We start from the raw sequence: 14,536 nt of genomic DNA, 5'->3' as shown, positions 1-14,536 counted from the left end.
GACACAGACCCGTGAATAGGTGAGTTGCAGGCGCGCGTCAGCGCGGGGCGGGCGAAGCCCGTCCTCCGGTACTTCTGCACTCGGGTCAGGCAGCCGGGTCGAGGACGACCGTGTGGCCGAGCTTCTCCAGCTGGGCGACCAGCCGGCGGGTGTGGGCCTCGGTGTTTCGCCGGGCCAGCCAGTCCGGTCCCAGGTCGCGGTAGGGCTCGTCGTTCTTGAGCATGTAGTAGGCCGAGACGAGGATGGAGTGGGCGACCGCGACCTGGGCGCGGCCCGTCCCGCGCCGGGCGGTGAGCCGTGCATGCTGGGTCGATAGGTAGTTGGTGCCCTTCATCCGGGCGGTTGCCGCGGCCGCTTCAACCAGCATGGTGGTCAGCCACTTGTTGCCGTGCCGGGCTCCCGTAGGACTGCGTTTGCCGGCCGACTCGTAGACCGCCGGCGCCACTCCGGCCCAGGCTGCCAGGTGCGCCGCGGAGGGGAAGCGAGACATGTCCCCGCCAGTCTCGGCGAGGATCACCTGGGCGACCTTGGGCCCCACGCCGGGAATGGTCTGCAGCAGCTCCAGGTGGTGCGCCCACGGCTGGCAGGCAGCGGCGATCACCGCGTCCAGCTCGGCGAGGTCGGCCTCGACCGCGTCCAGTCGGCCCAGGATGGAGCGGGCCAGCTGCGCGTGGCCGGCGTCGAAGTGCCCGATCAGCGCCTCGGTCAGCTCCGGGATCTTGGCGCGCATCTTGCCCTTGGCCAGGTCGGCAAGCACCCGAGGATCGCGTTCGCCGTCGATCAGCGCCGCGAGCATCGCCCGCGCCGAGACGGTGGTCAGGCTCGAGGCGACGACGGACAGCTTGATCGACGCGTCCTCCAGCATGCCCTCCAGTCGGGTCGCCTCCCGGGTGCGGTCGCCCATCAGCTGCACCCGGTAGCGGGTCAGCATCCGTAGCCGGCGGATGTCCGGGGGCGGCACGAACGACGGGCGCAGCAGCCCGTGCTCGAGCAGCTGGGCGATCCACTCGGCGTCCTTGACGTCGGTCTTGCGCCCCGGGACGGCCTTCATGTGCGCGGCGTTGAGCAACCACACCTCCATGAACTCCTCCAGGCAGTAGAACGACGCCTTCCAGTAGGTCGAGGTCGACTCCATCGCCGCGATCGTCACCCCGCGCTCGAGTAGCCAGTCCCGCATCACCCCCAGCGCCCGCGTCGTCGTCTTGAACGTCCGCGTCTCACTCACCCGCCGGCCGCCCGGGCCGGGGATGCGCACGCAGACGGTCACCGACGCCTTGCCGATGTCCAGCCCGGCGACCCGCTCGAACAGGACCTCCACCCTGATCACCTCCCATAGACAACAGGGGTCGGCGTCGCCCGGAGGGTTCTCTACCTGGACACAGACCCACGCGCTCTTCGGCAGCAATCAGAGGCACCCGAGAACCCCGCGCCATACACCTCAACGGGCTCGCCCGCACCAATGTGTCGCGACGTCGCCGGACGACAGGAGCATTCTCATCCCCAGGGCCAGCGATTCAAGATCGCAAGCCGTTACACCTCATGCACTGTCGGCCAGTCCGGGCTTTATTCGATTAGATGTCACAGCTGGCGCCTGAGCTGGGCCCCCTATTCCCGGTGCCGCGCCGGGGTTCCGCTGTAGCCGTCGGGCACAGCATCCGACTGTTAGCGTTCGCGTCACAAAGTGACGTTTGATGCAACAGCGGTCGGAGGTCGAATGGGCGAGGTGCCGGGCTCGGCGAAGCTGATGCTGGCTCCCGGCGTCGTGCACCTGAACGAGCCGGCCGCGGTGTTCGAGGCGATGGTCGCCGGCTGGGCCCGCCAGCAGAAGTCGCGCCAGCTCGCCGAGGGCACGATCAGCGACCGGGAGCGGCTGGTGCGGCGGTTCGCCGAGTTCACCGACAGCTACCCGTGGCAGTGGACGGCGGGTGACGTGGAGGACTTCACGGTGTCGCTGACCTCCGGACGGGACCGGCTGGCGCTGAGCACGATCCGCGGCTACCACCTGACGCTGCGGCTGTTCTGCGACTACGTGACCGACCCGAGGTACGAGTGGGCCACCCAGTGCCGGGACCGGTTCGGGCAGGTGCCCGCGCAGGTGTGCAGCGAGTGGAACACCGTCGCGCATCTGAACGACTACGAGGGCAAGCCGGGGCGCCGGCCGTTGACCTACGACGAGCTGGAGCGGCTCTTCGATCATCTCGACGACCGAGTGGACACGATCGTGCAAGCGGGCCGGAAGGGATCCCTGGCGGCGCTGCGGGACGCGATGATGATCAAGACGGCGTACGCGTTCGGGCTGCGGCGCAACGAGCTCTGCAGCCTCGACGTCGCCGACCTGCGCCCCAACCCGCACGTGCGCGCCTGGGGCACCTACGGGTCGGTGCACGTCCGGTTCGGCAAGGCCACCAAGGGCAGCCTGCCGCGGCGGCGGACGGTGCTGGCGGTGCCGGAGTTCGACTGGGTCGTCGACGGCCTGCGGCAGTGGGTCGAGCAGGCCCGCCCGATCTTCGACGCCGCCGAGCACCCGGCGTTGTGGCTGACCGAACGGCTCACCCGGGTCTCGGCCCGTCACGTCGACGAGTTCTTCGCCCAGGTCCGTACCGACCTCGGCCTGGATGAGCACTTGACCCTGCACTGCCTGCGGCATTCCTACGTGACGCACCTGATCGAGTTCGGCTACCCGGAGCGGTTCGTCACCGACCAGGTCGGCCACCTGTGGGGCTCTACCACGGCGATCTACACCTCGGTCAGCAACGACTTCAAGAACAAGACCCTGCAGGCCGCGCTCGCGCGGATCTACCGGCCGGAGAATGACGGGAGCACGCCATGAGGACGATCTCGATGCAGTGGAACCTGCGCCAGGTGATGGCCGACCGCGGCCTGTTCCAGACCTCCCAGCTGCTGCCGCTGCTGGAAGAACGCGGGATCCATCTGACCCGCGAGCACGTCTACCGGCTGGTGACCAAGCCGCCGCAGCGATTGAACACCGACGTGTTCGTCGCGCTCTGCGACGCCCTGGGCTGCACACCGAACGACTTGGTCGTGCCGGTCGTCGAGCAGCGACCCGCGGCCAAGACCGGCACGACCGACTCCGGGCCGAAGATCGGGTCGCTGCGGCCGGTCCGGGCCAAGGTCCGCCGACCCGACGGCGCCTGATGAGCTGCGGCTGGTGCGGCGGCACCGGCGGCTCCATCGTCTTGCCGCACACCCGGATCTGCGGCCCCTGCTACCGGCGCCGCCACTACCACCCGGCACCCTGCCCCGGCTGCGACCAGATCAGGCCGCTGGCCTGGCCCGACGCCGGCGGGCGCACCATCTGCGCGGACTGCGCGGGCCACCCATCAATTTTCGCCTGCGCGCAATGCGGACGCGAGGACCATCCCTACGGGCACATCCGCTGCGCCCGCTGCACGCTGCACGAGCGCCTCACCGCGCTGCTCACCGACCCCGCCACCGGAGACATCCACGAACGGCTGCGGCCGGTCTTCGACACCCTCCTCGGCGGCGAGCGACCCCAGACCGGAATCTACTGGCTGATGCGCGGCAAACGCATCGGCCCCACCCTGCTCGCTCAGATGGCCCGCGGCGAGATCGCGATCAGCCACGACACGTTCAGCGACCTGCCGATGGACCGCAGCCACAACTACCTGCGCGACCTGCTCGTCGCCGCCGGTGTCCTGCCGCCCTACGAGCCGCTACTCGAGCGCATGATCCCCTGGCTCCGCAGCCTTGGTGAGCCGCTCTCCGAGCACCACGCCCGCCTCGTGAACCAGTACGCGCGCTGGACCGTCCTTCGCCGACTCCGCCGGCAAGCACAGGACGGCACCCTCAGCAAGGGCGTCTTCCAGGCCGCCCGCTCCCAGTTGCGACGCGTCGTCGGCCTGTTGAGCTGGCTGGAGGCTCACGACCGCAGCCTGGAGACCGCCACCCAGGCCGACCTGGAGAACTTCCTCGCCTCCCAGCCCAAGTCGGTCGGCAGTGAACTCACCCGATTCCTCACCTGGGCCCGGCAGACCGGCCTGAACACTGCACTCACCACGGCCGTCGCCGCACGACCCGCGCCGCAGATCACCATGAGCGACGCTGACCGCTGGGAGCACGTTGCCACGCTGCTGCACGACGACAGGATCCGCCTCTACACCCGCATCGGCGGGCTGCTCATGCTGCTGTTCGCTCAGCCCCTGGTCGACATCTGCCGGATGCGGACCGACCAGGTCGACGTCACCGATCCCGGCGGCCGCGTCCTCGTCACCTTCCGGGACACCCCGATCGAGATGCCCGAGCCTCTCGGCGCGCTCGTCCACGCCCACCTGGACCAGCGGGGACAGGCCTCCTACGCCAGCCGCGGCAACGGCTGGCTCTTCCCCGGCGGGATCCCCGGACGGCACCTCGTCACCGAGAACATCCGCAGCCAGCTCGTTGCCCGCGGCATCCGACCGCACTCCGCACGCCACGCCGCGCTGTTCGCACTCTCCGCGCAGATCCCGCACATGATCCTCGCCCAGACCCTCGGCATCTCCTCCACCGCGGCGACAAGATGGGCCGCCCTGGCCGCCCGCGACTGGGGCGGCTACATCGAGCAGCGCAGGGAACAAATCCCGCACTGAACATCGCAGACCCACCGATACAGGCTGCATGTTGCATCTAGTGGGATTCGCGCCACGGCAGTTGAGACGCCGACATCCTGAGTATCGACGCAGCTCGTCGGACCCCGGTGTTCGTGCCCACGTCGGTCGCGTCTCGCCGACCGAGCCACCTTCTGGCAGGCGACCTTCCTGCCAGCCTGGTGCGCGCCGTCATCCGTCGGATGGCTCCGGTCCATCCCCCGACAGACGGGCGGCAACGCGACCGGCCCGACGGTTGTCGGACCTCCCCGGCGCCGGCAACGATCCGCCGGCCACCTCGATCCTCCTGCCGGGTTGTAAGGAGTTAGCCCCGCGATAGCGCTGCACCCCGCCGATAAACGGCGGGGAACTGAGAAGGCCGCAGAACGGGAGAACTACGCGAGAACCACTGGAGGTCTCGCTTTTACCGTCCTCGGCCGTGGTGATGTCGCTGCACAAGCTGACCGCGGGTGACGGCTACACCTACCTGACACGGCAGGTCGCAGCGCAGGATGCCACCGAACGCGGGCATGCCGGCCTGGGTGACTACTACTCACAGCGGGGCGAGTCGCCGGGCGTGTGGACCGGCAGCGGCCTGACCGGGCTGACCGGGGTGAGCGCCGGGCAGCCGGTCGACGAGGCGCAGATGAAGGCGCTGTTCGGCGAGGGTTGCCATCCCGACGCCGAGCGTCTGGAGCGGGACGCCCTGGCCGCCGGACGGACGCCGGAGCAGGCGCGCGCCGCCGCCGCCCTCGGCCAGCCGTTCCTCGTCTACCCCACACCCGCGGACGGCTTCCGGGCCCGCTGCGCGCACGAGTTCGCTGCGGTCAACGCCGCGCGCAGGTTGCCACGCGATGCGCCCCTGCCGGCGCCAGAACGGGCCCGCATCCGTGGCGAGGTGGCACGCGGCATGTTCGCCGCCGAGCACAGCCGCCCACCCGCCGACGTCCGGGAACTGTCCGGGTTCATCGCCCGGGCGTCGCGGCCGGCGACGAAGGCGGTGGCCGGCTACGACCTGACGTTCTCGCCCGTGAAATCGGTCTCGGCGTTGTGGGCGCTTGCGCCACGTGAGATCTCCGAGCAGATCGAAGCGGCCCACCACGCCGCGGTCAACGACACGCTGGCCTGGCTCGAGGAGCACGCCTGCTTCACCCGGCTGGGCGCCGGCGGGGTGCGGCAGGTGGAGACCTCCGGGCTGATCGCCGCGGTGTTCACCCATCGCGACTCGCGCGCCGGTGATCCGGACCTGCACACCCACGTGGCGGTGAGCAACAAGGTGCAGACCCGTGACGGGCGGTGGCGGGCCCTGGACGGGCGGGTGCTGTACAAGGCCAACGTCGCGGCCTCGGAGCGGTACAACACCCGGCTGGAGGCCAACCTGATATCCGGGCTCGGGATTCGCTTCGCCGAGCGTCCCGGCCGGGAGGACGGCAAGCGGCCGGTGCGGGAGATCGTCGGCCTCGACGCCCGGCTGCTGGCCGCCTGGTCCTCGCGGCGGCAAGCGATCGACATCCGCCGTGACGAGCTGGCCACCGACTTCCAGTCCGAGCACGGGCGGACACCGACCACGCCCGAGGCGATCGCGCTGGCCCAGCAGGCCACGCTGGAGACGCGGGACGCGAAGCACGAGCCTCGCTCGCTGGCCGAACAGCGGGCGGCCTGGCGAGAGCAGGCCCTCGAAGTGCTCGGCGGGCCAAATGCGGTGGCCGGCATGCTCGACGACGTCCTGCGCCCACGGGTCCGTGCCGTTGCGGTGGTGACCGATGCTTGGGTGCGCTCAGCCGCCGGCCGGGTGCTGGACACGGTCTCCGCGCAGCGCGCGACCTGGCAGGTCTGGCACGTGCGCGCCGAAGCCGAACGATCCGTGCGGGCCGCCGACCTCGCGCCGGACGTCGTCGATGCCGCGGTGTCCCAGGTCAGCGCGGCGGCGCTCTCCCCTTCTCTGTCGATCCCGCTCCGCGAGCTGGATTCGGCGGTCGAACCCTCGGAGCTGCGTCGCTCGGACGGCGCCAGCGTCTTCACCGTCGCCGGCGCCGAGCTCTACACGTCCCAGCAGGTGTTAGGCGCCGAGGCGCTGCTGCTGGCCGCCGCGGGACGCACCGACGGCCGCCAGGCTGATCCTCGGGTGGTCGAACTGGCACTGCTGGAGGCCACCGCCAACGGCACCGAGCTCAACCCCGGCCAGGCTCAGCTGGTCCGGGACCTGGCCGGCAGCGGGATGCGGGTGCAGCTGGCTATCGCGCCCGCCGGTACGGGCAAGACCACCGCGCTGGCCGCGCTGGCCAGGGCCTGGACCGCCGGCGGCGGCAGCGTGCTCGGCCTGGCGCCGTCGGCGGTGGCCACCGCCGGGCTGCGCGAGGCCGTCGGCGGCCACTGCGACACCGTGACGAAGCTGGTCTGGGCGCTGGACACCGGCGACCGGCCGGCCTGGGTGACCGACATCGGCCCCGGCACGCTGGTGATCGTCGACGAGGCGGGCATGGCCGGCACCCGCGAGCTCGCTGCCGCCGTCGACCACGTGCTGGGGCGGGGCGGATCGGTGCGGTTGGTCGGGGATGACCGGCAGCTGGCCGCGGTCGCCGCCGGCGGTGTGCTGTCGGAGATCGCCGCGACGCACGGCGCGGTGACGCTCACTCAGCTGGTCCGCTTCGCCGATCCGGCCGAGGCCGCGGCCACCGTCGCCGTCCGCGACGGCGACACCACCGCCGTGGGCTTCTACCTCGACTCCGGCCGGGTGCACGTCGGCGACGCGGCCACCTGCGCCGAGCAGGCCTACACCGCCTGGGCCGCCGACCGGGCTCGCGGCGTCGACGCCCTGCTGTTGGCCGCCACCCGCGAGACCGTGACCGCGCTCAACGCGCGGGCCCGCATCGATCGACTCGCCGCCCTCGGTGGACCAGCCGGCCCGGAGGTGGCGCTGGCCGACGGCACCCGGGCCGGCACCGGTGACCCGATCATCACCCGCATCAACGACCGGCGACTGCCGCTGGGCGCCGCGGACTGGGTGAAGAACGGCGACCGCTGGACCGTCACCGCCGTGCACGACGACGGCGCCCTAGCCGTCACCCACACCCGCAGCGGGCGGCGCATCACCCTCCCCGTCGGCTACGTCGCCGAGCACGTGCAACTGGGCTACGCGACCACTGTGCACGGCGCCCAGGGCGTCACCGCTGATACCTGCCGCACCGTGCTCAGCGGCAGCGAGAGCCGGCAGCTGCTCTACGTCGCGCTCTCTCGCGGCCGAACCGCCAACCACCTCTACCTGGCCACCGTCGGGGATGGCGATCCGCACAGCATCGTCACCCCCGCCGCCGTCCATCCACCCGCCGCCACTGACCTGCTGATCGGCATGCTGGACCGCGAGGGGGCGCAGACTTCGGCCACCGGTGCCCGCCGGGCGCTGGCCGACCCTGCCGAACAGCTGCACTCCGCGGCCGCGCGGTACGCCGACGCACTGCGGTTCGCCGCCGCCCACCACCTCGGCGCCACCGCTGCAGAAGCACTGGAGAACGCCGCCGAGCAGCTCCACCCTGGGCTGACCGGGGCTCCTGCCTGGCCCACACTGCACGGGCACCTGGCGCTGCTCGCCGTCGGCGGCACCGATCCCATCGCCGCCTTACGGACGGCGGCAGCCAGACGCGAACTGAACAGCGTCCGCGACCCCGCCGCCGTCCTCGACTGGCGCCTGAACGTTTCCGGTTCCGGTCCGGCAGGGCCGTTGCCGTGGCTGCCCGGCACGCCCACGGCCCTGGCCGACGACCCGCACTGGGGCACCTACCTCGCCGCCCGCGCCGACCACGTCACCGACTGCGCGACCCGAGTCGCCGACACCGCCGCCGCGATGACACCGGCTGGCGCACCCGGCTGGGCGCATCCGCTAGTCGATCCCAGCCACGCAGCCCTGCGCACCGAACTTGCCGTCTGGCGCGCCGCCCTCGGCGTCCCCGACAGCGACCGGCGGCCCACCGGCTCACCCCACCCCGCGGCCGCCGAAAGCCGGCATCAGCAACGGCTGGACGACGCGGTGGCCGCCGCCATCCCGACACTTGAAAGCTCAGGGTGGTCAAGGCTGGCCGACAGCATCGACCCCCGCGTGCGCCGCGACCCGCACTGGCCGGCCCTGGCCGAACGGCTCGCGGCAGCCGACCGCGCCGGCCTCGACGCCGCCAGCCTGCTCGCCGCGGTGGCCGCACAGCGACCGCTGCCCGACGACCTGCCCGCCGCGGCCCTGTGGTGGCGACTCACCCCTCACCTGGCCCCGGCCACCGTCGCCGCCGGGCCGGGCGCCACCGTGGTCCGGCCGGACTGGTGCACCACCCTTCTAACGCTGCTGCCCGACGAGCACGGGCGGAGCGTGCTGGCCGCGCCTGCCTGGCCGGCCCTCGTCGCTGCGGTCACCGTTGGGATCCGCGACGGCTGGTCCTCCACCGACTTGCTCACCGCCCCTGTCGCCGGCCTGCCGTCAGCGGACGACGGCGGCCGGTCCGGGAACGAGCTGGCCGAAACGCTCGTCTTCCGGATCACCGCCCTCATCGACCCCGCGCCCGTGCAAACGCCCGAGCCGCTACCGGACGACCTGCAGCCACCAGACGACGCGCATCTGCTCCCACCGGCCGCCCACAACACAGCGCTCACCAGCGCCGTTTGGGCTTACGGGCCTGACGACGACGCCGAGCCCCCCGTCCCCGGCGGCGAGTCGTCGCTGGCCGAACCGCGGTACCGCACGCCGGACCCCTTCGCCCTCGGGGAGCCGGCCGCTGACGAAGCGGACTACCTGCTCGAGCAGCACTTCTGGGCCACCGCCGTCGTCGGCCGCGACCGGCTGATCGAGCTCAACACCAAGGCGGCCGCGCTCTACACCGACCGCTACCCCCACTCGTGGGCGCCGGAATACCTCCGCGAACGGTTGGGCACCGACCTCACCGCCGACCCGCGGTTCAGCCCGGGCTTCGCCCCCGCCTCGTGGAACGTCCTCCTCGACCACCTGCGGGCGTCCGGCGCTACCGACACTGAGCTGCTCGCCGCCGGCCTCGCCCAGCGTGCCCGCACCGGGGCGCTGATCGACCGGTTCCGCGACCGGCTCGTCTTCCCGATCCACGGCGTCGACGGCACCGTCGTCGGGTTCATCGCCCGCCGCAACCCCGCCGCCACCGACGACGATCGCGCAGGACCCAAGTACCTCAACACCCCGGGCACCGATCTCTACACCAAGGGCGACCACCTGCTCGGGCTCTACGAAAGCCGTGCCGCGCTCGCTGCCGGTGCCGTCCCGGCCCTCGTCGAAGGACCGCTGGATGCTCTTGCGATCACCCTCGCCGGCGACGGACGGACAGTTGGCGTCGCCGCCCTCGGCACAGCCCTCACCGATCGACAAGCCGACCTGCTCCGCTCCCACATCCGCGAGGGCAATCCCGGCATCCTCCTGGCTACCGACAACGATGCCGCCGGACAGAGGGCCGCCGAGCGCATCTTCTGGCAGCTCACCGCGCGCGGCGACGACCCCCGCCGGCTCACCCTGCCCGACCGCCTCGACCCGGCCGACGTCCTCCATCGCGACGGCGTCGTCGCGCTGCGCACGGCCATCGAAACCTCAGACAGCCTGGCCGACGCCCTTCTCGACGCCCGCCTCACCCCGACCCGGAGCGACAGGAACCCCGTGGTCATCAAGGCGGGAGTGCGTGACGCGGCAGCCATCATCGTCGCCACACCACCAGCCCGGTGGCTAGCACACATCGACCGAGTCACCGAGATCCTCGGTGTCCCCCTGGGCGCCGTCCACGCTGCCGTGCTGGACACCGAACCGATTGCCGCCAGGACCACGGCGAGTTCGCGGCAGGCGTCCCGGTTGGCGTCCCCCTACGACGATCCTCACCGGACGGGGCATACGGGATGGCCGTCGCAGGCCGCGCTTCCGGACCTGCACCACTCCCGTTAGACGTTCGGCTTGCGGAACGCGCTCTCATGCGATCGAGAGCGCACGCTCATGCCGATGAGCGAGTCCGCGCTGCGTCCCCCTAGGCGCATTCCAACGCGGCACACCACGGCTGTCGGAGGCGCATACTACGGTGACGCCAAGGATCCACCGACGCTACTCGGGCCCGGCTTTCGAGCCGGGCGCACGGGGGGATGCAACTTGCGACTGCAAGAGGTATTTGCACGCTTCTATCGTTCACTCAACTACGACTATCTTCGTGCCTCACATGAGGACTACACGGCACTGCCATGGGACTCCACCCCATCAGGCGCTGACTACCCATTTGTGCGGCTGCGACTCGAGCCCGACATCACCACGGTCGTCGGCGGTAACGAGTCCGGCAAGAGCCAGGTACTCCGCGCCATTACAGCCGCCCTTACCGGCACCGGCTACGACCGCAGCGACTTCTGCCGCTACTCCTCCTTTTTCGGCGCGGACGCCGAGATGGTCAAACCCGAGTTCGGTGCTCTCTTCTCCGACATCACCCCTGACGAGGTCGCCATCGTCGAGGACATGACTGGCGCCGAATCGCTGGGCAACGTCACCCGCATTGCCCTGTTTCGTATGAACACGACCTACAAGTTTCGGATCTACGTCGAGACCGACGGTAAGTGGACAGAGCCGTACAACATCAAGAAGCCCAACCTCACCGCGGCGCTGGGCATCCCCGCACTGACGGTTATCGACGCCGAAGTGCCACTCCCCAACTCGGTGCCGTGGAACTATCTCATTACCGGCAAGCCCAGCGACGCTGTCAGCCGCGACATCGTCACCGCGCTTCACGAGCGGTTCAAGGCCCACGGCGGGTGGTTCGTCAACGCAGGCGCCGTCCAGAACGCCGCCGCCGACATCGCCACCGCGTTTGGTCCAAGTAACACCACGGACACTGTCGACGCCAACACCCTTCAGCAGTATGAACTCGCCGCCGACCTCCTCTTCAAGGTGGCCAAGATTGAGCGCGATCAGGTCGCCGAACTGCAGAAGTTTATCAAAGACAAGAACGGCTACGCCTCTAGCCTCGTCGACAGCTTCAACGAGAAGATTGCTAAGGCGCTCAACTTTCCGCACTGGTGGTCTCAAGACTCTCAGTTCGAGCTTGTCGTCTCCGCCCTGGAGTTCGACCTTCAGTTCGAGATCCGCGACCGCACTGGCAAGTCCTACAGTTTCGACGAGCGCAGCGACGGCCTGAAGTACTTCTTGTCCTACTTCGTCCAATATCTCGCCCACGAGCCCACCACCGTCGCCAAGTCCGAAGTGCTCCTCATGGACGAGCCCGACCGGTTCCTGTCCTCCTCCGCGCAGCAGGACCTGCTGCGCATCTTCGAGGATTTCGCCCACCCACAAGACCCCACCCGCACCGCGGTCCAGGTTGTCTACGTGACCCACTCTCCATTCCTCATCGACAAGAACGACGCCCGCCGCATCCGCGTACTCGAAAAGGGCGAGTACGACGAAGGCACTCGCGTAGTCAAGAGCGTCGCCGCCAACCACTACGAGCCCCTGCGGTCCGCCTTCGGCAGCTTCGTCGCCGAGACCACCTTCATCTCCGGCTGCAACCTCGTTGTCGAAGGACCCTCCGATCAGATCCTCATCGCCGGCGCCACCCGCTGGCTCAAGCGCAAGAGGATCGCCGAACGCGACCGCCTCGACCTCAACGCCATCACCATCGTCCCGGCCGGCGGCACCGAGCACGTGCCATACATGGTCTACCTCGCCCGCGGCCGCGACGTCGAGAAGCCCGCGATCGTTGTTCTCCTCGACTCGGACGGCCCCGGCGACAAGGCCCGCAGGGACCTCCAGAACGGCGGCGCCACCGGTAAGCCGCTCATGAACGACAGGTTCGTCCTCCAGCTCGGCGATAAGGCCCTCGACGTCCAGGTCGACAACCCCGCCGGCGTCGTCGCGATCGAGGACCTGCTCCCGATCAACGTCGCAATTGACGGCGCCGCCCGCTACTGCCGCGAGTTTGTTCCTGACGTCAACGTGCACGCCCTCGGCCTCGACGCCGCAATCGTGTTCGCCGGCAACGATTCCGGCAAGAAGGGACTCCTCAAGGACCTGGAGACCGCCATCGCCACGGCCAGTGGGACCGACGGGTTCCACCTCGACAAGATCGGCTTCGCCCGGTGTGTCGTGGAGATCCTCATGGGTGACGACGACACCACGGCCAGTCGCGTTACCACGGACGCCGACCTCGACACCGCCCAGACCAACCTCGTCGCCCTGCTTTCTAACCTCTCCCGCCTTCAGCGCGACGCCCTCCGGGCCGGGAACGTCGACCGGATCTCCTCACGCATCAACCGCATCAAGCGAGAGTTCACTCGCACGCTGAAGGGCACCGCTCGCCGCGAGGACGTCCTCGACCTCATCGAGCAGATTGAGGCCCAGCTCGATTACTCGGTGGAGGCGGACGCCGTGAAGGAGACGCTGGCCTCCTGGCGATCCCGGTTCAAGCTCACGGAAGACCCCCGCGAGGAGGTCGAGGACTACGACGCACTGAACAAGGCCATCACGAGCTTGGCCTACCAGGCCGTTCGCAACTCCGAGGCCGCGAAGTCATGATACGAAGTTTCACGGGCTAGCGACTGGCGCTGCACTCTGCACCCTTAAGGCGTTCGACCACTCATGCCGGGATGCTCCGGCAGCCCCTCGGATCCGGATGGGCTATCCGGACGGTGGGGGTGTCCGCGCGACCTGATGCGGGGGCCGGATCGTGGTGATGTCGCGATGGACAGCTTGGGCGTGGTCGAGCAGGCGCTCGGGGGCGCCGGGCGCTCGCGTTGCCTGGGCGTAGAGGTGGGCCCGGTGTCGTTGGGCGGGCGGGCCGGCTGCGGTGGCGCGGTGTAGCGCGTCGGCCAGTCCGGTCGACAGCTCCGCCGCCCTACCGACGACCTGCCGAAGGCGGTCGAAATCGGAGCCGTGGGCCTGCACGTGTCGTCCGGCGATCACAGCAGCCACCCGGTCGTCCGGCATGTTGTCCATGGGTGGCAGGTCCCGAGCGTTGGCGTACAGCTGTCCGGTGCGGGACCAGCGGTCGACTGCCGCGGTGAGCTGGTCGGCGAGGACCGGCAGCTGGCTGGTGACCTGCTGCATCCTGCCGGCGACGGCCGCCAGATCGTCCCGGTCGCGGAGCGCCCCGATGTCGGTGTCGAAGGCGGCCTGTGCGCGCAGGTAGCCCACGAACGTCAAGGCCCACGGGACGACGCCGTGGGGATCGGTGGACCGAGTTCTCCGGCCATCGTCGAAGACCGTGCTGGCGCGGCCGGCCAGCTGCCAGGCGAGTCCGGTGACCAGCAGCGGTCCGGCATCGTTGCCGGTGGCGACTGCGGTGACGGTGGCGGCGCTGCGGCTGGTGATCTCGGCGGCGGCGACGGCGGCGCGGAAGTCGCGCAGGGTGAATTCGTTGCTTCCCTGTGCTCGGTCGATTGCCGCGGCCAGCGCCCCGGAAGCATCCAGGACGGTCAGCTGCGCGGCTGCCAGCGGGTCGCCGGGCATGGGTACCAGGCGGTCGAGCATCACCGCACCGATCGCCGTCGGAGGCTCGGTCTGTGCGATCCGTTCGACGGCGACGGCCGACTCCCGAACAGTCGCCAACTCCGGGGCCGCCGCCTGCGGCAGCAGTCGGCGGCCGAGCCGCGCGCAGTGGTCGGCCACCTCGGCCAGTTCCACGGTGACCGCCCACCGATGCGAGCGGCCCATGATGTCGCGGTCGCGGCCGACGAGATCGGCGGCTGTGCCAGCGAGGTCGGTGAGCGGTCCGCCGGTGGGCGGCCACAGCCGGCCAGCGGTGGCGCAGGCGGCGGCGAGTTCGGCGGCGGCGCGCTGCCGCATGCTGTTGCCGGGGGTGAGCCCGTCGTGGGCCAGGCCGGTGAGCGCCCGGCCGAGGTGGGCCAACCCGCCGGTGACGTCCTCGATCGTTGCCGAGGGCTGCGGCTCGGTGGCCCGCCCGGTGAGGCCG

Annotated in this window: 7 protein-coding genes; 5 read left to right on the top strand and 2 right to left on the bottom strand. The window is 70.4% G+C overall.

Annotated elements, in window-relative coordinates; all coding sequences use genetic code 11:
- Positions 1 to 85: 85 nt before the first annotated feature.
- The gene (locus tag BMW62_RS04630; protein ID WP_091929652.1) at positions 86 to 1,318 is read right to left on the bottom strand and encodes an IS110 family RNA-guided transposase; all 1,233 of its coding nucleotides are present in this window, start codon (positions 1,316 to 1,318) and stop codon (positions 86 to 88) included.
- A gap of 396 nt (positions 1,319 to 1,714) precedes the next feature.
- Between BMW62_RS04630 and BMW62_RS04625 the strand changes: the two genes are divergently transcribed.
- The 5 genes from BMW62_RS04625 to BMW62_RS04605 all read left to right on the top strand — a co-directional run bounded on the left by BMW62_RS04625 (position 1,715) and on the right by BMW62_RS04605 (position 13,140).
- Positions 1,715 to 2,830, top strand: a complete 1,116-nt coding sequence (locus tag BMW62_RS04625; protein ID WP_091929651.1) for a tyrosine-type recombinase/integrase — start codon at positions 1,715 to 1,717, stop codon at positions 2,828 to 2,830.
- Positions 2,827 to 3,156 carry a helix-turn-helix domain-containing protein gene (locus BMW62_RS04620; RefSeq protein ID WP_091929650.1) on the top strand — a complete coding sequence of 110 codons (330 nt, stop codon included), beginning with the start codon at positions 2,827 to 2,829 and terminating at the stop codon, positions 3,154 to 3,156. The genes BMW62_RS04625 and BMW62_RS04620 overlap by 4 nt, the downstream gene beginning before the upstream one ends.
- Positions 3,156 to 4,607 (top strand): site-specific integrase, encoded by a 1,452-nt coding sequence (locus BMW62_RS04615; protein WP_211434977.1) that lies wholly within the window; start codon positions 3,156 to 3,158, stop codon positions 4,605 to 4,607. The genes BMW62_RS04620 and BMW62_RS04615 overlap by 1 nt, the downstream gene beginning before the upstream one ends.
- Before the next feature lie 442 nt (positions 4,608 to 5,049).
- Positions 5,050 to 10,539, top strand: a complete 5,490-nt coding sequence (gene mobF, locus BMW62_RS04610; protein ID WP_091929687.1) for a MobF family relaxase — start codon at positions 5,050 to 5,052, stop codon at positions 10,537 to 10,539.
- Between the two features lie 324 nt (positions 10,540 to 10,863).
- The gene (locus tag BMW62_RS04605; RefSeq protein WP_170852204.1) at positions 10,864 to 13,140 is read left to right on the top strand and encodes an AAA family ATPase; all 2,277 of its coding nucleotides are present in this window, start codon (positions 10,864 to 10,866) and stop codon (positions 13,138 to 13,140) included.
- Between the two features lie 102 nt (positions 13,141 to 13,242).
- Here the strand turns inward: BMW62_RS04605 and BMW62_RS04600 are convergent, their stop codons facing one another.
- A complete protein-coding gene (locus BMW62_RS04600) occupies positions 13,243 to 14,409 on the bottom strand; it encodes a hypothetical protein (protein WP_244523837.1) in 1,167 nt (388 codons plus the stop codon).
- Between the last annotated feature and the right edge of the window lie 127 nt (positions 14,410 to 14,536).

The sequence above is a fragment of the Blastococcus sp. DSM 46786 genome, from assembly GCF_900109665.1.
In the GTDB taxonomy this organism is placed as follows: domain Bacteria; phylum Actinomycetota; class Actinomycetes; order Mycobacteriales; family Geodermatophilaceae; genus Blastococcus; species Blastococcus carthaginiensis.
Note: the sequence above shows the minus strand (reverse complement) of the source record. Positions and strands in the feature narration are given on the sequence as shown.